We start from the raw sequence: 24,844 nt of genomic DNA, 5'->3' as shown, positions 1-24,844 counted from the left end.
ACCTCAAGAGCGGAGTGATGGCTATGGTGGCCCAGAACGGTAAGGACCTGCTGATCAAGATCGACATGACGGGTGACGGCCTCTTCGAGACGGTGGCCGGCCTGCGCGCGACCCGGATCAGTTTCAACGCGGAAACGGTCGATGTGACGAGCCTCGAGAGCGAGGGCGGCTGGCGGGAGCTTCTGTCGGGAGCCGGGGTCAAATCAGCTGCGATTTCGGGTTCCGGCGTGTTCAAGGACGCCGCGACCGATGAACGCGCGCGGCAGATTTTCTTCGATGGGGAGACGCCGGATTTCCAGGTGATCATCCCGGGCTTCGGCACCGTGGAGGGCGCGTTCCAGATCGCATCGGTCGAATATTCCGGATCGCACAACGGCGAGGCGACCTATGAGCTGGCGCTGGCCTCGGCCGGGGCGCTGAGCTTTGTGGCGTTTGCCTGATGGCCAATCCTCACGCCTCTGAAGTGGCCGTGGTGATCGACGGGGAGCGGCATGTCTGCAAGCTGACACTGGGGGCGCTGGCTGAACTGGAGGCGGCGCTGGGCGAGGACAGTCTTGTCGCGCTGGTCGAGCGGTTCGAGGCGGGGCGGATCTCGTCTCGGGACGTTCTGGCGCTGATCGTGGCGGGGCTCAGGGGCGGCGGCTGGACCGGCGCCACCGGCGATCTGCTCAGCGCAGAGATCGCGGGCGGGCCGGTTGCGGCGGCGACTGTGGCTGCCGAGTTGCTGGCGCGGGCCTTCGCGCCGCCGCCATGACCGATCGTGGCTTTGACTGGGCGGCGATGATGCGGATCGGGCTGCATCAGCTGCGCCTGAAACCCGCGGAATTCTGGGCGCTGACGCCACTGGAATTTCTGGTGTTGCTGGGTCTGGAGGGCGGCCCGCCGCCGATGGCACGGGCCAGGCTCGAGGAACTGAGCCGGGCCTATCCCGATGGCCGGACAGATTTGACGGAAGGAGACGGCGGATGACATCGGAAATCGAGGGGCTGGACGCGTTGGCCGAGGACGTGGACCAGCTGGAACAGGCTCTGGGCGACGTGTCGGGTATGACGAGCACTTTCACGACGCAATTGCAGGCCATGCGCGGTGCGCTGGGTCAGACCAACAATGACCTTGCCGGCCTGCAACGCGGGTTTTCAGGCGGGTTGCGCCGGGCCTTCGACGGGCTGATCCTCGACGGCCGCAGCCTGAGCGACACGCTGTCCTCGCTGAGCCGGTCGATGATCGACACGGCCTATTCGGCCGCGCTGCGCCCGATCACCAACCAGATCGGCGGCATCATGAGCCAGGGCTTCAATGCGCTGGTGGCGGGCATGTCACCCTTTGCACAAGGTGCGCCCTTTTCGCAGGGCCGGGTCATGCCCTTTGCCAAGGGCGGGGTCCTGTCGGGACCGGTCAGCTTTCCGATGCGGGGGGGAACCGGGCTGATGGGCGAGGCGGGGCCAGAAGCGATCATGCCACTGACGCGCGGGGCCGATGGCCGCCTCGGGGTTCAGGCACAGGGCGGCGGGACGATCCATGTCACCATGAACGTCACGACCCCCGACGTGGCCGGGTTCCAGCGCAGCCAGTCGCAGATCGCTGCACAGATGGCCCGCGCCTTGGGCCGCGGTCAGCGCAACAGGTAGGAGGGCACCGCAATGGCATTCCACGAAATCAGGTTTCCCGCGTCGCTCAGCTTTGGCTCGATGGGCGGGCCGGAGCGTCGGACGGAGATCGTGACGCTGGCCAACGGCTATGAGGAGCGCAACAGCCCTTGGGCGCATTCGCGCAGGCGCTATGACGCAGGAATGGGATTGCGGAGCCTCGATGACGTGGGGCTGCTGATCGCGTTCTTCGAGGCGCGGCAAGGGCAGCTCAACGGGTTTCGGTGGAAGGACTGGGCCGATTTCAAGTCTGGCCCGTCGTCGGATGCGGTCTCGGCCACGGATCAGCTGATCGGCGAAGGCGACGAGGCGCAGGACGTCTTTCAGCTGGTCAAGCGCTATGTGTCGGGTCAGCAATCCTATTCCCGCCCGATCGCAAAGCCGGTCGAGGGCTCTGTCCGGGTGGCCGTGGGGGGCGACGTCAAACAGGACGGGATCGACTACACGGTCGATATTTCGACGGGCCTTGTCACCTTTGCGCATCCGCCCGATGTGGGGGCCGAGGTGCGCGCGGGGTTCGAATTCGATGTGCCGGTGCGGTTCGATACCGACCGAATCCAGACATCCGTCGCGTCGTTCAAGGCCGGTGACGTGCCGAGCGTGCCGGTGTTGGAGATCCGGGTATGACCGCGCTGGACACCCATCTTGCCACCGGGGCGACCAGCCTGTGCCGTTGTTGGGCAGTGATCCGGCGCGATGGCGTGGCGCTGGGGTTCACGGATCATGACCGGAACCTTGCGTTCGAAGGGATCGACTTTGTCGCCGATAGCGGGATGACGGCGCGGAGTTTCGTGCAGGGCACCGGGCTGTCGGTCGACAACAGCGAGGCGCTGGGCGTGCTTTCGGACAGTTCGATCACCGATGCGGCGATCGAGCAGGGGCGCTTTGACGGGGCCGAGGTGATCTTCTGGCTGGTCAACTGGCGCGACCCGAACCTCAGGTCCGAGCGGTTCCGGGGCACACTCGGCGAGATCCGGCGAGGCGGTGGCGCCTTCGAGACAGAGTTGCGCGGATTGGCCGAGCCGCTGAACAGGCCCGGGGGGCGTGTCTATCAGCGGATGTGCAGCGCGATCCTGGGTGATCGCGCCTGCGGCTTTGATCTGAATTCCGAAGGGTTCAGCGTCGATGTCGTCATCGAGGCGGCCCAGCGATCGCAGAAATTCGTCATCCCGGCGCAATCCGTGCTTGAGGAACGATGGTTCGAGCGTGGCCGGCTGATCGTTCAGAGCGGAGCGGGCGCGGGCCTTGTGGGTATCGTGAAGACAGATATCACGATGCCAGATGGCCGCCGGCAGATCGATCTTTGGGATCCGATCCCGGCAACGGTGGTGGCGGGAGACGCGATACGCATTGAACCCGGATGCGACAAGCGCACCCAGACATGTCAGAATAAATTCAATAATTTCATAAACTTTCAGGGCTTTCCTCATGTTCCGGGTGAGGATTGGCTGATCCGCATCCCGGTGGCAGCAGCGGATGCCGGCGGAAGCGGGTCGGCATGAGCCGGGTCGTTCAGGCGGCGCGCGGCTGGATCGGGACGCCCTACCTGCACGGGGCCTCGGTTCGCGGTGCGGGCTGTGATTGCCTTGGCCTGTTGCGCGGCATCTGGCGCGAGCTGGGAGGCTGTGAGCCCGAACCCGTGCCTGTCTATGGTGCTGATTGGGCCGAGACCGGCGGTGTGGAACGGCTTGTTCAGGCGGCCGAGCGGCATCTGAGACGAGTGCAGACCGAAGAGGCCGGGCAGCTTGTCCTGTTTCGGCTGCGACGCGGTGCGGTGGCCAAGCATGTGGGTATCCAATCGCGTGTGGGGCCAGAGGCTGCATTCATCCACGCCTATTCCGGGCATGGCGTGGTCGAAAGCGCGCTGACCGCGCCGTGGCGGCGCCGGATCGCTGCGCGTTTTGATCTTGAAGAAAGGATCGGCTGATCATGGCGACGATAGTACTTTCCGCCGCGGGCATGGCGTTGGGCGGCAGCATCGGGGGATCGTTGCTTGGTCTGTCAGGAGCGACGATCGGACGGGCCACGGGCGCTGTGATCGGCCGGGTGCTCGACCAGAAGCTTCTGGGTGCGGGCAGCGACGCGGTCGATATGGGTCGGGTCGACCGGTTTCGTCTGACAGGGGCCAGCGAGGGCAGCCCGATCAGCCAGCTTTACGGGCGGATGCGCCTGTCGGGACAGGTGATCTGGGCCTCGGATTTCGTCGAGATTGCCTCGGGCAGCGGCGGCAAGGGAACGGCGTCGGGCACCGGCTACAGCTACAGTGTCTCCGTGGCGATCGCGCTGTGCCGTGGGCGGATCACGAGCGTGGGGCGCATCTGGGCGGATGGACAGGAGATCGCGACCGATGCTCTGAACATGCAGCTTTACGACGGGTCGGATCTGCAGATGCCTGACCCCAAGATGGAGGCCATCGAAGGCGCGGGCAATGTGCCGGCCTATCGCGGCATGGCCTATGTGGTGTTCGAGGATCTGGACCTTGGTCCCTTTGGCAACCGGATGCCGCAGTTTTCATTCGAGGTCTTCCGCCCGGCGGAACGGAAGGAGCCCGCCGAGGCCGAGGATATCGCGCAGCTTGTCAACGGGGTATGTCTGATCCCGGGGACGGGGGAATATGCGCTTGCCTCGCAGCCGGTCTATCTGAGCGAGACCTATGGACAGCAGGTGCCGGTGAACCTGAACGCGCCCGGTGGAGGGACGGATTTCGACACGTCCCTGACGGCCCTGACAGAGGAACTGCCCGCCTGCCGGTCGGTCGTGATGGTGGTGTCGTGGTTCGGCGACGATCTGCGGGCCGGATCCTGCACGATCCGGCCGAAGGTTGAGCAGGGAACCGTCGATTCCGACGCGATGCCATGGCGCGTGAGCGGTTTGACCCGGGCCGGCGCGCAGGAGGTGCCGCAGATCGACGGGCGGCCCATATATGGTGGAACGACCGCGGATGCCGCGGTGATCGAGGGCATCCGGGCGATCCGGGACCGGGGGCTCGATGTCGTCTATTATCCGTTCATCCTGATGGATCAGGTCGACGGCAATGGCTTGCCCGACCCGTGGACGGGCCAGACGGGGCAGGCTCCGCTTCCCTGGCGGGGGCGGATCACCACCTCGCTTGCGCCGGGCGTGACCGGAAGCCCCGACGGCACGGCGGCGGCCGAGGCCGAGGTAGCGGCCTTTTTCGGCACGGCCACCGCGGGCGATTTCACCGTCGAGGGGGAGCGGGTCGATTATGTCGGGCCGGAGGAATGGTCAAAGCGCCGTTTCATCCTGCATCAGGCGCATCTATGTGCTGCGGCGGGCGGGGTCGAGGCGTTCTGTATCGGATCGGAGATGCGCTCGCTCACTCAGATCCGGGGGGCGGACAACAGCTTTCCGGCGGTGGCGCAGATGATCGCCCTGGCGGCAGAATGTCGCGCGATCCTCGGCCCCGATTGCCGGATCGGCTATGCGGCCGACTGGTCCGAATATCATGGCTATCAACCGGACGGGACGGGGGACAAGTTGTTTCACCTCGATCCGCTTTGGGCCGATCCGAACATCGATTTCATCGGGATCGACAACTACATGCCCTTGTCGGACTGGCGCGACGGGGAAGATCACCTCGATGCCGGAGCGGGATCGATTTATGACCTTGATTATCTCGGCGCCAATGTCGCGGGCGGCGAGGGGTATGACTGGTTCTATCACAGCCCCGAGGCGCGTGACGCGCAGATCCGCACGCCGATCACCGATGGTGATGGCGAGGAATGGGTCTGGCGCTACAAGGATCTGAAGGGCTGGTGGTCGAACCCGCATCACGACCGGATCGGAGGCGTCCGAGCGTCCCAGCCTACGGCATGGGTGCCACAATCGAAGCCGATCTGGTTCACCGAACTGGGGTGTGCCGCAATTGACAAGGGGACGAACCAGCCCAACAAGTTTCTAGATCCGAAATCGTCGGAAAGCGCGTTGCCCCATTACTCCAACGGGTTGCGGGACGATTACATCCAGATGCAATACCTGCGCGCAGTGCATGGTCATTTCTCGGACGTCGAGGCGAATCCGGTGTCGGAGGAATATGGGGGGCGCATGGTCGACATGTCGCGGGCCCATGTCTGGGCGTGGGATGCGCGGCCCTTTCCGGCATTTCCACAGAATTCGGAGACGTGGTCGGATGGTGACAATTACGACAGGGGGCATTGGCTCAACGGGCGGTCAAGCTCGCGGTCTCTGGGGTCGGTGGTCGCGGATATCTGCGCCCGTGCCGGTGTGACCCGGATCGATGTGAGCGCGCTTCATGGCGTTGTCCGGGGTTATCGGATCGACGACACCGATACCGCCCGTTCTGCATTGCAGGTCTTGATGCTGGCCTATGGGTTCGACGCGATGGAACGGGACGGCGTTCTGGTCTTTCGCAACCGGGACGGGCTGGAGGATCACGAGATCGATCCCGGCACCATGGTTCATGCCGGCGACGGAGCACCGACGCTCGAGATCAGTCGGGCGCCATCGGCGGAAACCGTGGGCACGGTGCGGTTGTCGTTCGTCGAGGCCGAGGGCGATTACGACATGCGCGCCTCGGAAGCGGTCTTTCCCGATGACGCGATTTCGACCACGACGCAGACCGAGCTTCCGCTTGCATTGACCAGCGGCGAAGGACGGCAGATCGCGGAACGCTGGCTTGCCGAGGCGCGCGTTGCCCGGGATACGGCGAGCTTTGCGCTGCCGCCCTCGGCGCTTGGGGTCGGGGCGGGGGACGTGGTGCGTTTCGGGGGCGATCCCGACGGGCCGCTCTGGCGGGTCGACCGGGTGGAGACGGGAACGTCCCAGACGGTGGAGGCGGTCCGGGTGGAGCCGGAAAGCTACCGTCCGCATGACGCCGCCCATGAGGAGACGAGCCTGCGCCCCTTTACGCCGCCCGTTCCGGTCGAAGCGCTGTTCATGGACCTGCCTCTCCTGAAGGGCGACGAGGCGCCCCATGCGCCGCATGTGGCGATGACCTCCGCGCCCTGGCCCGGCGGCGTGTCACTCTATTCTGCGCCACAAGACAGCGGCTATGTGCTCAACCGCGCGATCCCCGTGCCCTCGGTGGCGGGCACCACGATGAGCGTTCTCGATCCCGCGCCGGGTGGCCGATGGGACAGGGGGCCGGCGCTGCGCGTCAGGCTGGTGTCCGGCAGCCTCCGGACGGTGAGCCCGATGGAGGTTCTGGCGGGGATTAATGCCGCCGCAATCGGAGCGGGCGATGGCGAGAATTGGGAAGTCTTTCAATTCGCGCAGGCCACGATTGTCGAGCCCGGTGTCTATGACTTGAGCCTGCGTCTGCGGGGACAGGCAGGGACGGATGGCGCCGTCGTGGGCGGCTGGCCCGAAGGCAGCCTGTTTGTCCTTCTGGACGGGACGCCGGAGCAGATCGATCTGGCATCGTCTGCACGCGATCTCGGTCGGTTCTACCGGTTCGGACCGGCGCAGCGGGCCATTGACGACAGCACCTACAAGACCCGGGAACTGGCCTTCCGGGGGATCGGTCTCCGGCCGTATTCGGTGGTGCATCCCAGGGTGCGGATCTTGTCGGGGGGCGATCAGAGGCTGAGCTGGGTCAGGCGAACCCGCATCGACGGCGACAATTGGAGCCCGCCGGAGGCGCCGTTGGGCGAGGTGAGCGAACGCTATACGATCCGGGTCAGCGTGGATGGCGTTCTGCGCCGCACGGCCGATGTGAGCGAGCCGGAATGGACCTATAGCGCGGCGATGCGGGCGGCGGATGGCGAGGGGGTCCGCGTGGCGGAAGTGGCGCAGCTGTCCGACAGTTTCGGGCCGGGGCCCTATCGCACATTTGCGCTGGATTGAGAGATGCGGCCTTTGTTGCCAGGCGAGCTGGACGTTGCCGCGCGCGCTCTTCTGACGGTTCCGATGCCTGAACGGCCCGCGCAGATCGCGCGGATTATCGAACGTGCACAGCGCGCCGAGAGATACCATCGCGCGACGGGCCGGTTTCATCCGGGTGACGGCAATGGCAGCCTAGCGTCTGCGGCGCGAAAGCGCGGTGTCCTTCCCGCCCGGACGGTTTGCGACGGGGCCTACCTTGCTGCGCTGAAATGCGTTCTCGATGCGCTGCTCGAGATTGAAGCCGGGGAAATACGCCCGCGCCCTTGAGGCTCCATACGGGAGGCATATGTCCCCATCACGAAAATGATCTTTGCCCGAGCCGCCGACAACCGGTAGGATGCGGCGCAATGATGGAGGCCCGCATGGCACAGATGAGACCCAAGTTGCGCAATATCGATCCCGTCTGGGATCGTATTTGCGAAGAGGCCGAAGCCGCGATCGCGGCAGAACCCCTGATGGGCGGGCTGATCCATTCAGGAATCCTTCACCATGCGAGTTTCGAGCGGGCGCTGGCCTACCGGCTGTCGCTCAAGCTGGCTTCGGGCGAGATGTCGGAGCAGATCCTGCGCGAGATCGCGGACGAGGCCTACCGGACCGACCCCTGGCTGGCCGAGGCGGCGCGCGCCGACCTTGCCGCGATTTTTGAACGCGATCCCGCCTGCCACCGGTTGATGCAGCCCTTGTTGTATTTCAAGGGGTTCCAGGCGGTGCAATCCTATCGGCTGGGGCATTCGCTGTGGCGGGCCGGGCGGCGCGACCTTGCCTATTTCATGCAGATGCGGGTGAGCGAGATGTTCGGTGTCGACATTCATCCCGCCGCGCGGATCGGGAAGGGCATCATGATCGACCATGCCCATTCCATCGTTATCGGTGAGACCGCGGTGGTGGGGGACAATGTCTCGATGCTGCATTCGGTCACGCTTGGCGGGACCGGCAAGGAGGAAGAGGATCGTCACCCCAAGATCGGAGACGGTGTCCTGATCGGGGCTGGAGCGAAGGTGCTCGGCAATATCAAGGTTGGCCATTGCTCGCGCATTGCAGCCGGATCGGTCGTTCTGCACGAAGTGCCGCCCTGCAAGACAGTGGCGGGCGTGCCGGCCAAGATCGTGGGCGAGGCGGGCTGCGATCAGCCCTCGGTCGCGATGGATCAGCTGTTGGGAGTGCGCGGCGGAGACTGAACCGAAGCCGGTTCACCGGACGCGACTTTGATGCTTCATATAGAAAAGGGCCCGTGGCGAGGTTGTTCGCCACGGGCCCTTTTTCTTTCCGGTGGTGCCCCTGTCAGGCCAGCATCGTTAGCGGGGACTCGAGGTTCTGTTTGATCGCCTCGAGAAGACGGGCGCCCAGTGCACCGTCGATGACCCGGTGATCGACCGACAGTGTCACGGACATCACCGTGGCGACCGCCAGTTCGCCGTCTTCGCCGACGACAGGCTTTTTCACCCCGGCGCCCACGGCGAGGATCGCGCCATGGGGCGGGTTGATGACCGCGTCGAAATTCTCGATCCCGAACATGCCGAGATTGGAGATCGCGAAGCTGCCGCCCTGGTATTCATGGGGCGCAAGCTTGCGGTCGCGGGCACGGGCCGCGAGGTCTTTCATCTCGGTCGAGAGTGCCGAGAGCGATTTCATCTCGGCATCCTGAAGAACGGGGGTGAAGAGGCCACCTTCGATGGCGACCGCGACGGCCACGTCCGATGACAGAAGCTTGAGGATCCGGTCGCCGGCCCAGACGGCATTGGCCTCGGGCACTTCCTGAAGCGCCAATGCACAGGCCTTGATGATGAAATCGTTGACCGACAGCTTGATGCCCTTGGGTTCCAGCTGCTTGTTCAGCTGGCTGCGGAATTTCAGAAGCGCGTCCAGATGGATGTCCCGGCGCAGGTAGAAATGCGGGATCGATTGCTTGGCCTCGGTCAGGCGCGCGGCGATTGTCTTGCGCATCCCGTCGAGCTTGATTTCCTCGATCTGGCGACCTTCGTACATCTTGATGACGGTCTCGGCAGAGGGGCCGGAGGCCATCGCCGGGGCAGGGGCGGCAGAGGGCGCCGGGGCCTCGCTCTTGGCGGGGGCGGCAGCCTTGGGAGCGGCTGTGGCACCTTCGACGTCGGCCTTGACGATCCGGCCCTTGGGGCCCGATCCGGTCAGGCCGGCAAGGTCGATCCCCTTGTCAGCGGCGATGCGCCGGGCGAGGGGTGAGGCGAAGACGCGGTCACCCTTCGCCGTCGTCGGGGCGGGCGGTGCTGCTTGCGCCGGGGCCTCGGGTTTGGACGGGGTCTCGGCCGCGGCGGGCGCGGCGTCTGCGGCGGCCGGTGGCGCGGCGTCGCCCGACGAGGCACTCGACATGTCTTCGCCCTCTTCGCCGATCAGCGCGATGGGCGTGTTGACCTTCACGCCCTCGGTGCCTTCGGCCACCAGCAGCTTGCCGATCACGCCTTCTTCGACGGCTTCGAATTCCATCGTCGCCTTGTCGGTTTCGATTTCGGCCAGCAGGTCACCGGAGGAGACGGTGTCGCCCTCCTTGACCAGCCATTTCGCAAGTGTGCCTTCCTCCATCGTCGGAGACAGCGCGGGCATCAGGATTTCCGTTGGCATCGCGAGCGCTCCTTACCGGTAGGTGACTTGTTTCACCGCGGCGATGACTTCGTCCGTCGTCACCAGGGCGAGTTTTTCGAGATTGGCGGCGTAGGGCATCGGCACGTCCTTGCCGGTGCAGTTGATCACCGGTGCATCGAGCCAGTCGAAGGCTTCCTGCATGATGACCGAACTGATGTAGCTGCCCACCGAACCCTGCGGCCAGCCTTCTTCGACCGTCACGCAGCGGTTGGTCTTCTGAACCGAGGCCAGGATCGTCTCGGTATCCATCGGACGCAGGGTCCGCAGGTCGATCACCTCGGCGTCGATCCCGTCTTCGGCCAGCTTGTCCGCGGCTTCGAGAGCATAGGTCATGCCGATCCCGAAGCTGACGATGGTGACGTCAGAGCCTTCGCGGGCGATGCGGGCCTTGCCGAAGGGCACGGTGTAGTCGTCCAGAACCGGAACCTCGAAGGACCGGCCATAGAGAATCTCGTTCTCGAGGAAGATCACCGGGTTCGGGTCGCGGATGGCCGTCTTCATCAGGCCTTTGTAGTCGGCGGCGGTGTAGGGCATCGCCACTTTCAGCCCCGGCACCTGCATGAACCATGCGGCATAATCCTGGCTGTGCTGGGCGCCGACCCGTGCGGCGGCGCCATTGGGGCCCCGAAAGACCATGGGCGCGCCCATCTGACCGCCCGACATATAGAGCGTCTTGGCGGCGGAGTTGATGATCTGGTCCATCGCTTGCATGGCGAAGTTGAAGGTCATGAATTCGACGATGGGGCGCAGGCCCCCGAAGGCAGCACCGACCGCGATCCCGGCAAAGCCATGTTCGGTGATCGGCGTGTCGATCACGCGCTTGGCGCCGAATTCATCCAGCAGGCCCTGGCTAATCTTGTAGGCGCCCTGATATTCGGCGACCTCTTCACCCATCAGGTAGACACTGCCATCGCGGCGCATCTCTTCGGCCATCGCGTCACGAAGCGCCTCGCGCACGGTCTGCGATTTCATCTCTGTGCCCTCGGGCCAGTCGGGGGATCGGTCGGGTTTCGGTGCCACGGATGCCGGGGCCGAGGCCATGGGCGCGTCCGCTGGCGGGGCCTTGTCGTCCGCCGCGTCGGCGTCTTGCGGCGCTTCATCAGAGGGCGCGGTCGCTGCCTCGCCAGAGGCGGACATGTCCTCGCCCTCTTCGCCGATGACGGCGATGGGGGTGTTCACCTTGACGCCTTCGGTGCCTTCGGCCACGAGCAACTTGCCGATGACGCCCTCTTCGACGGCCTCGAATTCCATCGTGGCCTTGTCGGTTTCGATTTCGGCCAGGATGTCGCCGGAGGCGACGCTGTCGCCTTCCTTCACGAGCCACTTGGCCAGCGTGCCTTCTTCCATGGTGGGCGAGAGGGCGGGCATGAGAATTTCGGTCGCCATGGCTCAGGCCTCCTGCGGAACTTCGGTGGCGTAGATATCGGTCCAGAGCTCTTCGAGCGCGGGCTCCGGGCTTTCCTTGGAGAATTCGGCCGCCTCGTTCACGACCTCCTTGATCTCCTTGTCGATGGCCTTGAGGTCATCTTCGCTGGCATGTTTGCCGGTCAGGAGAAGCTGACGCACATTCTCGATCGGGTCGCGCTCCTCGCGCATCTTCTGGACTTCTTCGCGGGTGCGGTACTTGGCCGGGTCCGACATCGAATGGCCACGATAGCGGTAGGTCTTGACCTCGAGGATGTAGGGGCCCTTGCCCGCGCGGCAGTGTTCGACCGCGCGTTGGCCGGCTTCCTTGACGGCCAGCACGTCCATCCCGTCGACTTCCTCGCCGGGGATGCCATAGGCCGCGCCGCGTTCCCAAAGGGAGGGCGACTTGGTCGAGCGTTTCACGCTCGTGCCCATGGCATATTGGTTGTTCTCGATCACGAAGACGACGGGCAGGTCCCACAGCTCGGCCATGTTATAGGTTTCGTAGACCTGGCCCTGGTTGGCGGCGCCGTCCCCGAAATAGGTGAACGTCACGCGGCCGTTCTCTTTATACTTGTCGGCGAAGGCGAGGCCGGCCCCGATCGGCACCTGCGCCGCGACGATGCCGTGGCCGCCGTAGAAATGCTTCTCTTTCGAGAACATGTGCATCGAGCCGCCCTTGCCCTTGGAATAGCCACCCTCGCGGCCCGTCAGCTCGGCCATGACGCCCTTTGGGTCCATTCCGCAGGCCAGCATATGGCCGTGATCGCGATAGGACGTGACGCGCTTGTCACCTTCTTCGGCCGCGGCCTCGAGGCCCACGACGACGGCTTCCTGCCCGATGTAGAGGTGGCAGAAGCCGCCGATCAGGCCCATGCCATACAGCTGGCCTGCCTTTTCCTCGAACCGACGGATGAGAAGCATCTCGCGGTAATAATTCATCAACTCGTCCGCAGACACGTTGGGTTTGGCGGATGCTTTGGGGGCGGCTTTTCTTGCGGCCATGGGCTCCGGCTCCTCCCTCTCCAGAAAATGGTTTAGTGTTAAACATTCTCATAACGCACTTTTGCGCTGGAAGGTAGGGCCATTGTGCAAGGCCGGGCAGCAGCCAGTGCATGGCTGATTTCAGGGAGGTTTAACTCTGGGAAATGCTTCCGCGGGAGCGGCGGGATCAGCGGATCACGATCTCGTCGCTGCGGATCAGGCCCAGAACGTCGCGGGCCTGTTCATCGAGAAGATCGAGATCGAGATATTCGTCGGACAGCCGCCGCGTGAGGTTTTCAAGCCGCGCGACCTCGGTCTGCAGGAGCGCAAGTTCCTGCCGCAGCTGCGCGGCCTCGGCATCCAGTTCGGCCCGGCGAAACACCCCGTAGTCGCCCTGCACGGCGGCAAAGGCGAAATAAAGCCCCAAAAGGAGCATCATTCCCAAAAACAGGACGGAGCCCAGGGCGGGCCGGTTGCGACGGGTCATCGATCTGCCTCATGCGCCACCTCTGACGGGTGGTGATATCGCAGAATCGCATATCCGATTCGTTTTGTGAATCCCTATTGTTACTGGAATTCGGGATAGAGCAGTTGCAGATCGGTCTCGAATTCGCCGGCCACGTCGCGGCAATCGGTCGGATCGAGGGCAGCATCGGCGCTCGCGGTTCGGCAGAGCGTCGCCACGAAGGAGCCCGCGATCTCGCCGTAAAGACCGTCGCGGCGGCTGAGCGTGGAGACATTCAGAAGGGCGGTCTCTGTGCTGCGATAGCCGGGTCCGTCAGGCGCCTCGGTCTCGTGCAGCGTGATGATCGGTCCGGTGGCGGGCCCGGGGACCGGGCCATTGGGCAGCGTCGCCTCGATCGTGATCCGCCCGGCCCGTGCGCCGTCCGTTCCGGGCGGATAGGCCATGACAATCAGAACGAACCTGCCGTCGTCGCCTTGGATCGACGCCGTGGCGTCGGGTGCGCCGACCGAAAAATCGAGCGTCTCCCATGCCTCGGGCGCGCCGCCGACAAAGCCGGTGACCGACCCGATGACCGAACCGCGCGAGTCGTCGGGGAGTAGCATCTGGCCGGGCTGAGTCGCGGGTGGGGGGCCGGACCCGCAACTGGCCAATGCCAGAAGCACGCAGACCGCGGCAGCGCCCCTGAAGGCAGGGCGGTCAGCCCGCGACAGAGGCATCGTAGATGCTCTGGATGGCGGCATCGAGGGCCGCGTCGAATTCGGCATCCGATTGCTGCGCCGACAGGCCTTCGGTCAAACCACGAGAGAAGCTGGCGATCACACCTGCATTCTGCGCCAGAAGTGCGTTGGCCTCGTCGCGGGAATAGCCGCCCGACAGCGCCACGACCCGCATCACCCGGTCATGCGCCACAAGTGGCGCGTAATGGTTGGCATGGGTCGGCAGGCTGAGTTTCAGCATGATCTGTGCATCGCCGGGCATCGCATCAAGTTGGGCCATGATCTCGTCCAGAAGCATCGCCTCTGCCTCGGCCTTGTCGGCGATGGTGATCGTGACCTCGGGCTCGAGGATCGGGATCAACCCGTGGCCGAGGATCTGCTGGCCGATCTCGAACTGCTGTGCGACGTTGGCCTTGATGCCGGCCCGGTCGGCCGCGCCGATGACAGACCGCATCTTGGTGCCGAACACGCCGTGACCCACAGCACGTTTGAGAAGACCGTCGAGATCGCCCATCGATTTCATCAGCTGGACGCCGTTTTCCGCGGCCTCCAGACCCTTGTCCACCTTGAGGAAGGGGACGACCTGCTTGTCCTCCCACAGGAAATGCGAGGATGTCTTGCCGCCGATGTCGCGGTCCATCGTCATCTCGAACAGGATCGCACCGACGATCCGGTCACCGCCAAAGGCCGGCGACATCACGATGCGTGACCGCATCTCGTGGATCAGGTCGAACATCTGATCTTCGGAGGAATAGGCATCCTCCTCGATTCCATACAGACTTAGCGCCTTGGGCGTGGAGCCGCCCGATTGGTCGAGTGCCGCGATAAAGCCCTTGCCTTCGCGAACCTTCGTCACCTGCGCTGCATCTGCCATGATCGTCTCCATCGTGAATACCGGTTGAGGTCGGTTTAGGGGCTGGGCCGGTTGGCCGCAATCGTGTGAACGCTAACGGGTGCGCGGTTTATCCCAAAGCCGCAACGCCGGGGAGGGTCTTGCCTTCCATCCATTCAAGAAAGGCGCCGCCCGCGGTCGAGATATAGCTGAAGTCATCCGCATGACCTGCCTTGTTGATCGCCGCCACCGTGTCGCCGCCCCCCGCGACCGAGATCAGATCGCCCGCGCCGGTCTGCTCGGCGATGCAATCCAGCATCGCCGAGGTTGCCATGTGATAGGGGGGCAGTTCGAACACGCCCAGCGGGCCGTTCATAATCAGCGTCTTCGACGCGGTGATCACTTCGGCGATCTTCTCGACGGTCCGGGGGCCGGCATCGAGGATCATCTGGTCGTCGGGGCAGTCCGAGACATCGACATAGGTCGCGCTCTCGGCAGCCTCGAAAGCGGGGGAGATCGCGATATCGACCGGCAGGATGATTTCGCATCCCTTGCGGTCCGCGTCGGCAAGGATCTGCCGCGCGGTGTCGGCCATGTCATGTTCGGCCAGCGAGGTGCCGACATTGACGCCCTGGGCTGCCAGAAACGTGTTCGCCATGCCGCCCCCGATCACGAGGTAGTCGGTCTTGTCCAGAAGGTTCGACAGCAGATCCAGCTTGGTCGAGACCTTGGCCCCACCCACCACGGCCGTCAGCGGGCGCTCGGGATTGCCGAGAGCTTTCTCGAGCGCGCCCAGCTCTTCGGCCATGAGCCGCCCGGCGCAGGAGGGCAGTAGATGCGCGACCCCTTCGGTCGAGGCATGGGCCCGGTGCGCGGCCGAAAACGCGTCGTTGCAATAGACATCGCCCAGCGAGGCAAGGAACTGCGCCATCTGCGGGTCGTTGGCCTCCTCCATCGGGGAGAAGCGGGTATTTTCGACAAGGATCACCGCGTCGGGGGCCTGTGCGTCGATGAATTCGCGGCTGGGCCGCTCGACAAAGATCACCTCTGTGCCGAAGGCGTCTTCCAGCGCGGGGACAAGTTGCGACAGCGACATCTCGGGAACGGGCTTGCCCTTTGGTCGGCCGAAATGGGCCAGAAGGATCGGTGAGCCGCCCTTGGCGCGAATGTCCCGGATCGTCGGCGTGGTCCTCTCGATCCGGCTGGCGTCCGTGACCTTGCCATCCTTCAGGGGCACGTTGATATCCACGCGAACCAGCACACGCTTGCCTGCAAGGTCCATGTCGTCCAGCGATTTCCAGCCCATCCGAAGCCCTCCTGTCACAATACTGAGGCCTTCGTGACGGCGGGGCGGCCCCACGTCAAGCACCCGGCTTGGCTTTCCCCGTCAACCTGCCTAGGTTGACCCGAATTTCGAGCAAAGGAGGGCCAGATGGCCGAAATCAAGGACCCGGAAAACACGATCCTGATGGAACTCAAGGACGGTCAGGTCGTCATCGAACTGCTGCCCGACGTGGCCCCGGAACATTGCGCCCGCATGAAAGAGCTGGCCCGGTCCGGCGCCTATGACAATGTTTGCTTTCACCGCGTGATCGACGGCTTCATGGCGCAGACGGGCGACGTTGCGCATGGCAACATGGAAGGCGATTTCAACATCGGCCGCGCCGGCACAGGCGGGTCCGACCTGCCCGATCTGCCGGCCGAATTTTCCAAGCTGCCTCATGATCGCGGCACGCTGGGTGCGGCGCGTTCGGCCAATCCGAATTCCGCCAATTCGCAGTTCTTCATCAACTTCAAGGACAACCATTTCCTCAACGGTCAATACACCGTCTATGGCCGCGTGATTTCGGGGATGGAGCATGTGGACGCGATCACCCGGGGCGAGCCGCCGATGGCGCCCGACCGGATGGTTTCGGTCAAGGTGGCCGCCGATGCGTAAGCTGGCCACACTCACAGCATTCATCGCGCTGGCCACCCCCGCCTTCGCCGAAGGTCTGCGGATCGAGGTCGCGGGCGAGGCGCAGGGCGTGATCGAGATCGACCTGTTCGAAGACACCGCGCCGGCGCACGTTGCCCAGATCACCGCTCTGGCCAGCGACGGCGCCTATGACGGCGTCGTCTTTCACCGGGTGATCGACGGCTTCATGGCGCAGACGGGCGACGTGGCCTTTGGCGACGCGACCGACCCGGCCTTCGACATGCGGCGCGCCGGGACGGGCGGGTCCGATCTGCCCGACCTTCCGGCCGAATTCTCCGACAGCCTGTCGTTCGAACGCGGTGTCGTGGGGATGGCCCGGTCTCGCGATCCGAACTCGGCCAACAGCCAGTTCTTCATCATGTTCGCCCCCGCGCCGCATCTGAACGGGCAGTACACGATCGTGGGCGAGGTCACGTCGGGCATGGATGTCGTCGACGCGATCAAGCGCGGTTCGGGCAACAACGGCGCCGTCGTGGGCGCACCCGACAGCATGGCCAGCGTCACCGTGATCGACTGATCGCAACCTATCACATGGCCGCGAGGGGGCTAGGCACGGCCCCCTCGCACCGACAGATTGGCAGGCAGACACGGCAGCAGGAGATTGCCCATGTTTGCCCCGATCCGCGCAGCCCTGATCGCCGCAGCCCTGACGACGCCCCTTGGCGCAGCGGCCAATCCCGGTTTCTGGGCCAATGAATGGCCGGAAACGGATTTCGAGACCACCAGCATCCAAGACTGGATCGAGATCATGTCGGGCGGCCCGCCGAAGGACGGCATCCCCGCGATCGATGATCCCGACATGGTGCCCCTCGCCGAGGCGACTTTCATCGAACGATCCGAGCCGGTCATGGTTCTGGAACTGCCCGGCGAGACGCCTCGCGCCTATCCGGTGCGCTACCTGATCTGGCACGAGATCGTTAATGACGAGGTGGGCGGCATCCCGGTCGCCGTCACCTTCTGCCCGTTGTGCAATTCGGGCGTCGTCTTCGACCGGCGCACCGGGGCGGGGATTCTGGAATTCGGCGTCTCGGGCAAGCTGCGCAATTCCGACATGATCATGTATGACCGGCAGACCGAAAGCTGGTGGCAGCAGGCCACGGGCGTGGGCATCGTGGGCGAGCTGACCGGGGTTGAGCTGACGATGCTGCCCGGATGGCTCGAGGGGATGGGCAGTTTCCGCGACCGCAACCCGGGCGGGCTGGTCATGGCCGAACCGCAGGGCTTTTTCCGCGACTATGGCCGCAACCCTTATGTGGGATACGACAGCTCGACCCGGCCTTTCCTCCATAACGGCGAGAACCCGCCCCACGACATCCCGCCCCTCGTGCGCGTGGTCCGGGTCGGTGACCGCGCCTGGCCCCTGACAAGACTGTCGGAGGAGGGAGAGATCCGCGAGGCGGGCGTCGTGCTCAGCTGGTCCTCGGGGCAGGCCTCCGCCCTCGATCATCAGCAGATCGCCTGGGGCCGAGACGTGGGCAACGTCCGGGTGCGGGACGGGCAGGGCAATGATGTCGTCCATGACGTCATGTTCGCCTTCGCTTTCCACGCCTTCTGGCCCGAGGGGCAATGGATGTTGTCCGACTAGCGGGTCCTCCTCGCGCTTGACAGCTCCGGAACAGCCGCGCATTGGCCTGTCATGGACAAGCGCGATCATATCGACCTCACGGGCGCGGTCATGCTGACCGGCTTCTCGATCCTGCTGGCCTTCAACCAGGTGGTGATCAAGGTCACCAATGGCGGGCTGCAGCCCGTCTTCTTTGCGGGGCTGAGGTCGCTGGGCGCGGTCCTGTGTATCTGGCTCTGGCTGAAGTGGCGCGGCATTCCCCTGAACTGGGGCGGGCCGGCGGTGCGCGGGGCAGGGATCGCGATCGGCTGTGTCTTTGCCTTTGAATTCCTGTTGTTGTTCATCGCGCTCGACCTGACGACCGTCGCGCGAACAAGCGTGCTCTTCTACGCGATGCCGGTCTGGATGGCGCTCGGCGCGCATCTGTTCGTGCCGGGCGACAGGATGACCGCGTCGCGGCTCGCGGGGCTGTCACTGTCGGTGTGCGGCGTGGCCATCGCGATGCTGGGCCGGAGCGAGGGTGTGGGCAGCCTTTGGGGCGATCTGGCGGCCGTCGGCGCGGCGATGGGCTGGGCGGCGGCGGGGCTGATGGTCAAGGCGACGTCGCTGCGGACGATCCGGCCCGAGATGCAATTGATGTGGCAGGTCGCGGTTTCGGCGCCGATCCTGTTGCTGCTGGCGCCCCTGTTCGGCGACCTGGTGCGCGATCTGCAGCCGATCCACCTTGCGGGGCTGGCCTTTCAGATCGTGGTGGTCGTCAGCGCGGGGTTCATCCTGTGGTTCTGGCTGATGAGCATCTACCCGGCCTCGGGCGTGGCCTCGTTCAGCTTTCTCGCGCCGGTTTTCGGGGTGTTCCTGGGCTGGTGGCTGCTCGACGAACCGGTGACACCGGCGCTGATCGGCGCGCTGGTGCTGGTGGCATCCGGGATCGTTCTGATCAACCGACCTCCGAAACGGCTGCCGCCGGGCTGACCAATTTTATCCAAAATTGGTGCCCCACCAAAAATCGAGATTTTTGGTCGCACCCGTCAGATTGGTCGCTCCCGTCAGAGAGGTTCGTTCATCAGGATCGTTCCGGTCGCGATGGAAAAGCCGCAGGCCGTGCAGAATTCCTGCGCCGAATGTTCGATCCGGGGCAGTCGCGCCTGAAGCCGCCGGACCCCGGCGCCCCGCAGAGACACGCTGATCGCATGCACCACCTCGCGCCCGATCCCACGCCGCCGGACCGAGGGGCGCACATAAAGATCCTCGAGCCACGCCTCCCGCCCCTCGGCCATCGCCCAGCCAAAGCAGATGACCGCATAGCCAAGCGGGGCCCGCGTGGGACCGATCAGCCAGACCGCACCTTCGGGCCCGCCCGAGACGAGCGGGCCGACCAGCCGCTTGCGCCTGTCGCGTTCGTCCTCGTCCCAGGACGGTGCGCCGCCCTCGGTCTCGCGCCGTTCGATCAGGTCCAGAAGGCGGGGCAGGGCCTCTGCATCGGCGAGGGTGATGGAGGTCGTCACAGGCGTGCCAGCCGGTCGGTCAGCAGCGCGTAGAACCCGTCGGCATCCACATCGCCGATGAAGGTCGCATTGGCGTGCCGGTCGGTCACGTTCCACCAGTCGGCCACGGTCATCCCGCGCGTCAGTTCGGATTGCGTTTCGACTTCGACGTTGATGAACCGTCCGGAGAACAGGTCGGGCTTCAGCAGGTAGGCGATGACACAGGGGTCGTGCAGCGGCCCGCCCTCCCAGCCGTATTTCGCCATGTCGAACCGTTCGTAAAAGCCAAGCCAGCCATGCACGGCGCGGCCGACGTTGCTGTCGATCCGGCCGAACGCCGCGAGCCTGTCGGGGGTGATCAGCGCCTTGTGGGTGACGTCGAGGGGCAGGATGGTCAGTGGCCGTCCGGCCCGGAACACGATCTGGGCCGCCTCGGGATCGACGAGGATGTTGAATTCCGCGGCCGGCGACCAGTTGCCCACCTCGAAATAGGCGCCGCCCATCACCACGATCTCGGCCACGCGCTCCACGATATCGGGCGCGCGGGCAAAGGCGGTGGCGACATTGGTCAGCGCCCCCAGCGTGCACAGCGTCACGGTGCCGGCCGGTTCGCGGCGCAGCGTCTCGATCAGGATGTCGACCGCATGGCCGGGTGCGGGCGCGGTCGAGGGGGGCGGCAGCTCCACCCCGTCAAGCCCGGTCTGGCCATGCACGGCCTCCGCGGTCTTGAGCGTGCCCGTCATCGGCCCGTCGCATCCGGCATGCACCGGCACATCGCTGCGGCCCGCAAGTTCGCAGACGGTCAGGGCGTTGCGGGTCGTCAGCTCGAGCGGGACGTTTCCGGCAACCGTCGTGACGGCCAGAACCTCGAGTTCCTCGGGCGAGGCGAACGCCAGCAGAAGGGCCACCGCGTCGTCCTGTCCGGGATCGGTGTCGATGATGATCTTGCGCGCGCCCATGAAGCCTCCTGTCCAGCCGTGGTCAGAGAACCAGCTATTCCACCCCGTTTCCAGAGCCCGCGGGCGCGGCGGTCACTTTTCTTCGCGAGAGAGCGCGACGACGCCCGTGCGCGCAACCTCCTCGAGGCCCAGAGGGCGCATAAGGTCGGCGAAGGCGTCGATCTTCTCAGATGTGCCGGTGATCTCGAAGGTGAAGCTTTTCAATGTCGAGTCGACGACGTTTGCGCGAAATATATCGGCAAGGCGCAGCGCCTCGACCCGCTTTTCGCCCTCGCCCGCGACCTTGAGGAGCGCCAGTTCCCGCTCGACGCTCGGTCCCTCGACGGTGAGGTCATGCACGTCGTGAACAGGAACGATCCGGCCCAGCTGTGCCTTGATCTGTTCGATCACCTGCGGCGTGCCGGTGGTGACGATGGTGATCCGGCTCAGGTGGCCCTGATGGTCGACCTCGGCCACGGTCAGGCTGTCGATGTTGTAGCCGCGGCCCGAGAACAATCCGATCACCCGCGCAAGCACGCCGGGCTCGTTTTCGACGAGCACGGCCAGCGTGTGCCGTTCGGACACGTCCGAAAAGGTGGGGCGGAGATTATAGGCCGAATGGCTCGTCGAGCCCTTCTTGATTTTCAGCGGGGACATGGGCGTGTCGTCCTTTTCGCAAGCTGCGGAGCGTCGCGCCGTTATTCACCACTTTTCAAGGGGGATCAATCGGAGGATGATGCCTCGGGCGGGATCGTTGGAGGATGGGATGACGAAAGCGCCGCAAGAGCCGGTGCCGGTGGCAAAAGTTCGGATGGATGCGGCGTCCCGGGCCGAAATCGGGCCGGTGATCGCCCTGCCGGAGGGGAGATCGGGCCATGATCTGCTCAGGCGGGTATTCTTCGATCTGATGTCGCATTGGCAGCCCGCGATCGTCTGCGACGTCGGTGCGAACGAGGGCGAAATTGCCGAAGAAGCGCGCGCCCGTCTGCCCGATGCGACGGTTCATGGCTTCGAGGCCAACCCCCATATTCACGCGACCGGCATCGCCCGCGCCGAGGCGGCCGGCGTCCTGTGGCACAACGAAGCCGTCGCCGATGCGGCGGGATCGGTGGAGTTGCATATCCCTCGGCGGCTCAGCCGCGCGTATTGGGAGGGGCAGATCTATGCCGCGGACATGCCGCAGAGCCCGCTGACCGGAAAAAGCTCGCTCCTGCAACGTGCCGAAGAGGGGGAATACGAGACGGTCACGGTGCCCGCCGTGACGCTCGATGACGTGCTTGGCGACGCGATCGCGCCCGACGGTGCGGGCGTGATGCTCTGGATCGATGTCGAGGGGGCCGCGCTGTCTGTTCTTCGAGGCGCCCGCGAGGTGCTGAACCGGACACTGGCACTGATGATCGAGGTCGAGGCCCACGCCTTCTGGGAGGGCGAGCCGTCGCTTGTTCCTGTCCTCGATGAACTGCGCGGCGCGGGCTTTGTCGCGCTGATCCGCGACCGGGAATTCGGAGAGGCGCAGTTCAACATCCTCTTCGTGCGCAAGGACAAGGCGGCGTCCTTGTCCGGCGGCGCGTTGTGCGCGCTTGCCGAGACGGGAGCCTGGCCCGTCGCGGGGCTATTCGAAGAACCCGCACCGGCTATCCACCGCGGGCCTCGGGTACCGGTTGTGATCCCGGCGTTCGAAAACCCCAGCGATATCCGCGCGATGGTCGGGCAGCTGGATCGGCTGGACGGCGTCGTTCCGTGGGTCGTCGACAACGGCTCCGTTTCGGACGAGATGCGCGCCTGTCTCGACGAGATGTCGGCGCAAGCGCATATTTTTCGGTTGGGCGAAAACCTCGGGCCGCATTTCGGTGTGTTCGAGGGCTGCGTCTGGGACGCGCTGCCCGAGGTGTTTTGCGTGACCGACGCCGATCTGGCCTTCCATCCCGCGATGCCGCGGGACGCTGTGGCGCAGCTGCGTGCGGCCATGAAGCGGTTCGGCATGGCGAAGGCGGGGCTCGCGCTCGATATTTCGCATCGTTCCGGCCTGCGGGACGAGACGTTCAGGATCGCCGGACGGGACTGGACGATCCGGGACTGGGAACAGAAATTCTGGACCGATCCGCTGGGCGAGACGCCGGGCGGCGACCCGATCTTTCGGGCCAACCTCGACACGACGTTTGCGGTTTATGACCGGCGCAAACTGGATCTGACCACAGGGTTCTTCAAGGCGATACGGATCGCGGGGCGTTTCACCGCGCGGCATCTTCCGTGGCACGATGGTGAAGGCCGGATGGGGGCGGAGGAACTTGCCCGCTACAGGGAAAGTCAGCGCCACAGCTTTTACCTGCCGCGGCGCTGACCCAAGGTTCTAGACCAGAACCGATCCCTTTGCGTCGATCACGCCCTGCGTTTCGACATCTTCGCCGAGGATCATCTCGTTATGGGCCTTGCCCGAGGGGATCATCGGGAAACAGTTCTCGTGCTTTTCGACGAGGCAGTCGAAAATGACCGGTCCGTTGTGGTTGATCATCTCCATGATCGCGTCATCCAGATCGGCAGGGTCGGAACACAGGATGCCCTTTGCGCCGAAGGCTTCGGCCAGTTTCACGAAATCGGGCAGCGCCTCGGACCAGGATTGCGAATACCGCTCTCCGTGCAGAAGCTCTTGCCACTGGCGCACCATGCCGAGGCGTTCGTTGTTGAGGATGAACTGCTTGACCGGCAGGCGATACTGCACCGCCGTTCCCATCTCCTGCATGTTCATCAGCCATGACGCTTCGCCCGCCACGTTGATGACAAGGCTTTCGGGATGCGCGATCTGCACGCCGATCGAGGCCGGGAACCCGTAGCCCATGGTGCCCAGACCGCCCGATGTCATCCAGCGGTTCGGATCCTCGAAGCCAAGGTATTGCGCGGCCCACATCTGGTGCTGGCCCACTTCGGTGCAGATATAGCGATCGTGGTCCTTAGTCAGCGCCTCGAGCCGTTCGAGCGCATATTGCGGCTTGATCGTCTTTTCGGCGGCCGTGTAGGCGAGGCAGTTGATCTTGCGCCATGCGCCGATCTCGTCCCACCAGGCCTTGACGCCGGCGGCGTCGGTCTTGCGTCCGCGCGATTTCCAGACCTTGAGGATATCCTCGAGAACGTGGCCCACATCGCCCAGGATCGGGATATCGGTCTTGATCACCTTGTTGATCGAGGAGGGATCGATGTCGATATGGGCCTTGATCGAGTTCGGGCTGAAGGCATCGATGCGGCCGGTGATCCGGTCGTCGAAGCGGGCGCCGATATTGATCATCAGATCGCAATCATGCATCGCCATATTGGCCTCATACAGGCCATGCATGCCCAGCATCCCCAGCCACGACTTGCCCGAGGCCGGATAGGCGCCAAGGCCCATCAGGGTCGAGGTGATGGGAAAGCCCGTCGCATCGACCAGTTCACGCAGAAGCTGGCTGGCCGCGGGGCCGGAGTTGATCACGCCGCCGCCGGTATAGAAGATCGGCTTCTTCGCGGTCTCGATCGCCTTGACCAGTTCGGTGATGGCATCGAGGTCGCCCTTCACCTTGGGCCGGTAATGGGTCTCCATCGCCTTGGGGGCCGTATAGGTGCCGGTCGCGAATTGCACATCCTTGGGGATGTCGATCAGAACCGGGCCGGGCCGGCCCGAGGTCGCGACGTGAAACGCCTCGTGAATCGTGCCGGACAGCTCGTCGGTTTCCTTGACCAGCCAGTTATGCTTGGTGCAGGGACGGGTGATGCCGACGGTATCGGCCTCCTGAAAGGCATCAGAGCCGATCATGAAAGTGGGGACCTGACCCGTCAGCACGATGATCGGGATCGAATCCATCAACGCATCGGTCAGACCGGTGACCGCGTTGGTGGCACCGGGGCCCGACGTCACCAGCGCCACGCCCGGTTTTCCGGTCGAGCGAGCATAGCCTTCGGCGGCATGCACCGCGCCCTGTTCGTGGCGCACAAGGATGTGACGAATGTCGTTCTGAAGAAAGATCTCGTCATAGATCGGAAGGACGGCGCCGCCCGGATAACCGAATACCGTGTCCACACCCTGATCCTTCAGGGCCTGAACCACCATCTTCGCTCCGCTCATCGACGTGTTCATCTCTTTCGTCCTTTGTTCTGGTCGTCGTCGGTTTCGGTCATCTTTCGCGCATAAAAAAGCCCCCGGGGTTATCCGGAGGCGCATGGGGTCGGGTAAGGCATCCGTTACCGGCCCATGCGCTGTCGTCCTACAAGTACGGGGATCGTGATCATCAGACCCTGAGCCTTCCTTTTGCGTGGCGAGACCTTATGCACCCTTCGCGCGCAGGGTCAACCGCCCGGGCGGAGAAAATGTCGTGAAAGG

The 24,844-nt window shown here is 64.7% G+C and carries 26 protein-coding genes; 15 read left to right on the top strand and 11 right to left on the bottom strand.

What is annotated here, in order from left to right; translation table 11 throughout:
- Positions 1–23: 23 nt before the first annotated feature.
- From EP376_RS19250 to cysE, 10 genes are all read left to right on the top strand, one after another.
- On the top strand, positions 24–440 hold the full coding sequence (locus tag EP376_RS19250; RefSeq protein ID WP_127657307.1) for a phage major tail protein, TP901-1 family: 417 nt from the start codon (positions 24–26) through the stop codon (positions 438–440).
- On the top strand, positions 440–754 hold the full coding sequence (locus EP376_RS19245) for a gene transfer agent family protein (protein WP_127657260.1): 315 nt from the start codon (positions 440–442) through the stop codon (positions 752–754). Before EP376_RS19250 ends, EP376_RS19245 begins: the two co-directional genes overlap by 1 nt.
- Positions 751–969 carry a rcc01693 family protein gene (locus EP376_RS19240; RefSeq protein WP_127657259.1) on the top strand — a complete coding sequence of 73 codons (219 nt, stop codon included), beginning with the start codon at positions 751–753 and terminating at the stop codon, positions 967–969. Before EP376_RS19245 ends, EP376_RS19240 begins: the two co-directional genes overlap by 4 nt.
- Positions 966–1,628 (top strand): phage tail tape measure protein, encoded by a 663-nt coding sequence (locus tag EP376_RS19235; protein ID WP_127657258.1) that lies wholly within the window; start codon positions 966–968, stop codon positions 1,626–1,628. Before EP376_RS19240 ends, EP376_RS19235 begins: the two co-directional genes overlap by 4 nt.
- 12 nt (positions 1,629–1,640) lie before the next feature.
- Positions 1,641–2,273 (top strand): DUF2460 domain-containing protein, encoded by a 633-nt coding sequence (locus EP376_RS19230; protein WP_127657257.1) that lies wholly within the window; start codon positions 1,641–1,643, stop codon positions 2,271–2,273.
- A complete protein-coding gene (locus EP376_RS19225) occupies positions 2,270–3,148 on the top strand; it encodes a DUF2163 domain-containing protein (protein ID WP_127657256.1) in 879 nt (292 codons plus the stop codon). Before EP376_RS19230 ends, EP376_RS19225 begins: the two co-directional genes overlap by 4 nt.
- On the top strand, positions 3,145–3,573 hold the full coding sequence (locus EP376_RS19220) for an NlpC/P60 family protein (protein ID WP_127657255.1): 429 nt from the start codon (positions 3,145–3,147) through the stop codon (positions 3,571–3,573). Before EP376_RS19225 ends, EP376_RS19220 begins: the two co-directional genes overlap by 4 nt.
- Positions 3,574–3,575: 2 nt before the next feature.
- Positions 3,576–7,472, top strand: a complete 3,897-nt coding sequence (locus EP376_RS19215) for a baseplate multidomain protein megatron (protein WP_127657254.1) — start codon at positions 3,576–3,578, stop codon at positions 7,470–7,472.
- Positions 7,473–7,475: 3 nt separating this feature from the next.
- A complete protein-coding gene (locus EP376_RS19210) occupies positions 7,476–7,778 on the top strand; it encodes a DUF7742 family protein (protein ID WP_127657253.1) in 303 nt (100 codons plus the stop codon).
- Positions 7,779–7,873: 95 nt separating this feature from the next.
- Complete coding sequence (cysE, locus tag EP376_RS19205; RefSeq protein WP_127657252.1) at positions 7,874–8,689, top strand: serine O-acetyltransferase; 816 nt, start codon at positions 7,874–7,876, stop codon at positions 8,687–8,689.
- A gap of 103 nt (positions 8,690–8,792) precedes the next feature.
- Here the strand turns inward: cysE and EP376_RS19200 are convergent, their stop codons facing one another.
- The 7 genes from EP376_RS19200 to EP376_RS19170 form a co-directional block, all read right to left on the bottom strand.
- On the bottom strand, positions 8,793–10,106 hold the full coding sequence (locus tag EP376_RS19200; RefSeq protein WP_127657251.1) for a pyruvate dehydrogenase complex dihydrolipoamide acetyltransferase: 1,314 nt from the start codon (positions 10,104–10,106) through the stop codon (positions 8,793–8,795).
- A 12-nt stretch (positions 10,107–10,118) separates the two neighbouring features.
- The gene (locus EP376_RS19195; RefSeq protein WP_127657250.1) at positions 10,119–11,513 is read right to left on the bottom strand and encodes a pyruvate dehydrogenase complex E1 component subunit beta; all 1,395 of its coding nucleotides are present in this window, start codon (positions 11,511–11,513) and stop codon (positions 10,119–10,121) included.
- A gap of 3 nt (positions 11,514–11,516) precedes the next feature.
- The gene (pdhA, locus tag EP376_RS19190) at positions 11,517–12,539 is read right to left on the bottom strand and encodes a pyruvate dehydrogenase (acetyl-transferring) E1 component subunit alpha (protein WP_127657249.1); all 1,023 of its coding nucleotides are present in this window, start codon (positions 12,537–12,539) and stop codon (positions 11,517–11,519) included.
- Between the two features lie 166 nt (positions 12,540–12,705).
- Positions 12,706–13,005 (bottom strand): FtsB family cell division protein, encoded by a 300-nt coding sequence (locus tag EP376_RS19185; protein ID WP_127657248.1) that lies wholly within the window; start codon positions 13,003–13,005, stop codon positions 12,706–12,708.
- Between the two features lie 80 nt (positions 13,006–13,085).
- Positions 13,086–13,586, bottom strand: a complete 501-nt coding sequence (locus EP376_RS19180; protein WP_127657247.1) for a hypothetical protein — start codon at positions 13,584–13,586, stop codon at positions 13,086–13,088.
- 94 nt (positions 13,587–13,680) lie between these two features.
- Positions 13,681–14,574: a fructose bisphosphate aldolase gene (locus tag EP376_RS19175; RefSeq protein ID WP_127657246.1), complete on the bottom strand. Its 894-nt coding sequence runs from the start codon at positions 14,572–14,574 to the stop codon at positions 13,681–13,683.
- A gap of 88 nt (positions 14,575–14,662) precedes the next feature.
- Complete coding sequence (locus tag EP376_RS19170; protein ID WP_127657245.1) at positions 14,663–15,838, bottom strand: phosphoglycerate kinase; 1,176 nt, start codon at positions 15,836–15,838, stop codon at positions 14,663–14,665.
- Positions 15,839–15,964: 126 nt separating this feature from the next.
- Between EP376_RS19170 and EP376_RS19165 the strand changes: the two genes are divergently transcribed.
- The 4 genes from EP376_RS19165 (at position 15,965) to EP376_RS19150 (ending at position 19,046) form a co-directional block, all read left to right on the top strand.
- Entirely contained in the window at positions 15,965–16,471 is a 507-nt protein-coding gene (locus EP376_RS19165) for a peptidylprolyl isomerase (protein WP_127657244.1), read from the top strand.
- On the top strand, positions 16,464–17,027 hold the full coding sequence (locus EP376_RS19160) for a peptidylprolyl isomerase (RefSeq protein ID WP_127657243.1): 564 nt from the start codon (positions 16,464–16,466) through the stop codon (positions 17,025–17,027). Before EP376_RS19165 ends, EP376_RS19160 begins: the two co-directional genes overlap by 8 nt.
- Positions 17,028–17,117: 90 nt before the next feature.
- Positions 17,118–18,095 carry a DUF3179 domain-containing protein gene (locus EP376_RS19155; protein ID WP_127657242.1) on the top strand — a complete coding sequence of 326 codons (978 nt, stop codon included), beginning with the start codon at positions 17,118–17,120 and terminating at the stop codon, positions 18,093–18,095.
- A 51-nt stretch (positions 18,096–18,146) separates the two neighbouring features.
- Entirely contained in the window at positions 18,147–19,046 is a 900-nt protein-coding gene (locus tag EP376_RS19150) for a DMT family transporter (protein WP_127657241.1), read from the top strand.
- Positions 19,047–19,120: 74 nt separating this feature from the next.
- Here the strand turns inward: EP376_RS19150 and EP376_RS19145 are convergent, their stop codons facing one another.
- The 3 genes from EP376_RS19145 to ilvN form a co-directional block, all read right to left on the bottom strand.
- On the bottom strand, positions 19,121–19,579 hold the full coding sequence (locus EP376_RS19145; protein WP_164744999.1) for a GNAT family N-acetyltransferase: 459 nt from the start codon (positions 19,577–19,579) through the stop codon (positions 19,121–19,123).
- Positions 19,576–20,517, bottom strand: coding sequence for a nucleoside hydrolase (locus EP376_RS19140; RefSeq protein WP_127657240.1), 942 nt, complete (start codon positions 20,515–20,517; stop codon positions 19,576–19,578). Before EP376_RS19140 ends, EP376_RS19145 begins: the two co-directional genes overlap by 4 nt.
- Positions 20,518–20,589: 72 nt before the next feature.
- The gene (gene ilvN / locus EP376_RS19135) at positions 20,590–21,153 is read right to left on the bottom strand and encodes an acetolactate synthase small subunit (protein ID WP_127657239.1); all 564 of its coding nucleotides are present in this window, start codon (positions 21,151–21,153) and stop codon (positions 20,590–20,592) included.
- A gap of 109 nt (positions 21,154–21,262) precedes the next feature.
- Between ilvN and EP376_RS19130 the strand changes: the two genes are divergently transcribed.
- Complete coding sequence (locus EP376_RS19130) at positions 21,263–22,837, top strand: FkbM family methyltransferase (protein ID WP_164744998.1); 1,575 nt, start codon at positions 21,263–21,265, stop codon at positions 22,835–22,837.
- A 9-nt stretch (positions 22,838–22,846) separates the two neighbouring features.
- Here the strand turns inward: EP376_RS19130 and EP376_RS19125 are convergent, their stop codons facing one another.
- The gene (locus EP376_RS19125; RefSeq protein ID WP_127657237.1) at positions 22,847–24,601 is read right to left on the bottom strand and encodes an acetolactate synthase 3 large subunit; all 1,755 of its coding nucleotides are present in this window, start codon (positions 24,599–24,601) and stop codon (positions 22,847–22,849) included.
- Positions 24,602–24,844 lie beyond the last annotated feature (243 nt).

This window comes from Alexandriicola marinus (assembly GCF_004000435.1).
Taxonomy (GTDB): domain Bacteria; phylum Pseudomonadota; class Alphaproteobacteria; order Rhodobacterales; family Rhodobacteraceae; genus Alexandriicola; species Alexandriicola marinus.
The sequence above is the reverse complement of the archived record's forward strand: the minus strand, read 5'-3'. Positions and strand labels throughout refer to the sequence as shown.

Excerpts from the sequence above, each read along its gene's own strand:
- EP376_RS19250 (WP_127657307.1), top strand. The coding sequence starts at position 24 with ATGGTGGCCCAGAACGGTAAGGACCTGCTGATCAAGATCGACATGACG.
- EP376_RS19245 (WP_127657260.1), top strand. The coding sequence starts at position 440 with ATGGCCAATCCTCACGCCTCTGAAGTGGCCGTGGTGATCGACGGGGAG.
- EP376_RS19240 (WP_127657259.1), top strand. The coding sequence starts at position 751 with ATGACCGATCGTGGCTTTGACTGGGCGGCGATGATGCGGATCGGGCTG.
- EP376_RS19235 (WP_127657258.1), top strand. The coding sequence starts at position 966 with ATGACATCGGAAATCGAGGGGCTGGACGCGTTGGCCGAGGACGTGGAC.
- EP376_RS19230 (WP_127657257.1), top strand. The coding sequence starts at position 1,641 with ATGGCATTCCACGAAATCAGGTTTCCCGCGTCGCTCAGCTTTGGCTCG.
- EP376_RS19225 (WP_127657256.1), top strand. The coding sequence starts at position 2,270 with ATGACCGCGCTGGACACCCATCTTGCCACCGGGGCGACCAGCCTGTGC.
- EP376_RS19220 (WP_127657255.1), top strand. The coding sequence starts at position 3,145 with ATGAGCCGGGTCGTTCAGGCGGCGCGCGGCTGGATCGGGACGCCCTAC.
- EP376_RS19215 (WP_127657254.1), top strand. The coding sequence starts at position 3,576 with ATGGCGACGATAGTACTTTCCGCCGCGGGCATGGCGTTGGGCGGCAGC.
- EP376_RS19210 (WP_127657253.1), top strand. The coding sequence starts at position 7,476 with ATGCGGCCTTTGTTGCCAGGCGAGCTGGACGTTGCCGCGCGCGCTCTT.
- cysE (WP_127657252.1), top strand. The coding sequence starts at position 7,874 with ATGGCACAGATGAGACCCAAGTTGCGCAATATCGATCCCGTCTGGGAT.
- EP376_RS19200 (WP_127657251.1), bottom strand. The coding sequence starts at position 10,106 with ATGCCAACGGAAATCCTGATGCCCGCGCTGTCTCCGACGATGGAGGAA.
- EP376_RS19195 (WP_127657250.1), bottom strand. The coding sequence starts at position 11,513 with ATGGCGACCGAAATTCTCATGCCCGCCCTCTCGCCCACCATGGAAGAA.
- pdhA (WP_127657249.1), bottom strand. The coding sequence starts at position 12,539 with ATGGCCGCAAGAAAAGCCGCCCCCAAAGCATCCGCCAAACCCAACGTG.
- EP376_RS19185 (WP_127657248.1), bottom strand. The coding sequence starts at position 13,005 with ATGACCCGTCGCAACCGGCCCGCCCTGGGCTCCGTCCTGTTTTTGGGA.
- EP376_RS19180 (WP_127657247.1), bottom strand. The coding sequence starts at position 13,586 with ATGCTACTCCCCGACGACTCGCGCGGTTCGGTCATCGGGTCGGTCACC.
- EP376_RS19175 (WP_127657246.1), bottom strand. The coding sequence starts at position 14,574 with ATGGCAGATGCAGCGCAGGTGACGAAGGTTCGCGAAGGCAAGGGCTTT.
- EP376_RS19170 (WP_127657245.1), bottom strand. The coding sequence starts at position 15,838 with ATGGGCTGGAAATCGCTGGACGACATGGACCTTGCAGGCAAGCGTGTG.
- EP376_RS19165 (WP_127657244.1), top strand. The coding sequence starts at position 15,965 with ATGGCCGAAATCAAGGACCCGGAAAACACGATCCTGATGGAACTCAAG.
- EP376_RS19160 (WP_127657243.1), top strand. The coding sequence starts at position 16,464 with ATGCGTAAGCTGGCCACACTCACAGCATTCATCGCGCTGGCCACCCCC.
- EP376_RS19155 (WP_127657242.1), top strand. The coding sequence starts at position 17,118 with ATGTTTGCCCCGATCCGCGCAGCCCTGATCGCCGCAGCCCTGACGACG.
- EP376_RS19150 (WP_127657241.1), top strand. The coding sequence starts at position 18,147 with ATGGACAAGCGCGATCATATCGACCTCACGGGCGCGGTCATGCTGACC.
- EP376_RS19140 (WP_127657240.1), bottom strand. The coding sequence starts at position 20,517 with ATGGGCGCGCGCAAGATCATCATCGACACCGATCCCGGACAGGACGAC.
- ilvN (WP_127657239.1), bottom strand. The coding sequence starts at position 21,153 with ATGTCCCCGCTGAAAATCAAGAAGGGCTCGACGAGCCATTCGGCCTAT.
- EP376_RS19130 (WP_164744998.1), top strand. The coding sequence starts at position 21,263 with ATGACGAAAGCGCCGCAAGAGCCGGTGCCGGTGGCAAAAGTTCGGATG.
- EP376_RS19125 (WP_127657237.1), bottom strand. The coding sequence starts at position 24,601 with ATGAACACGTCGATGAGCGGAGCGAAGATGGTGGTTCAGGCCCTGAAG.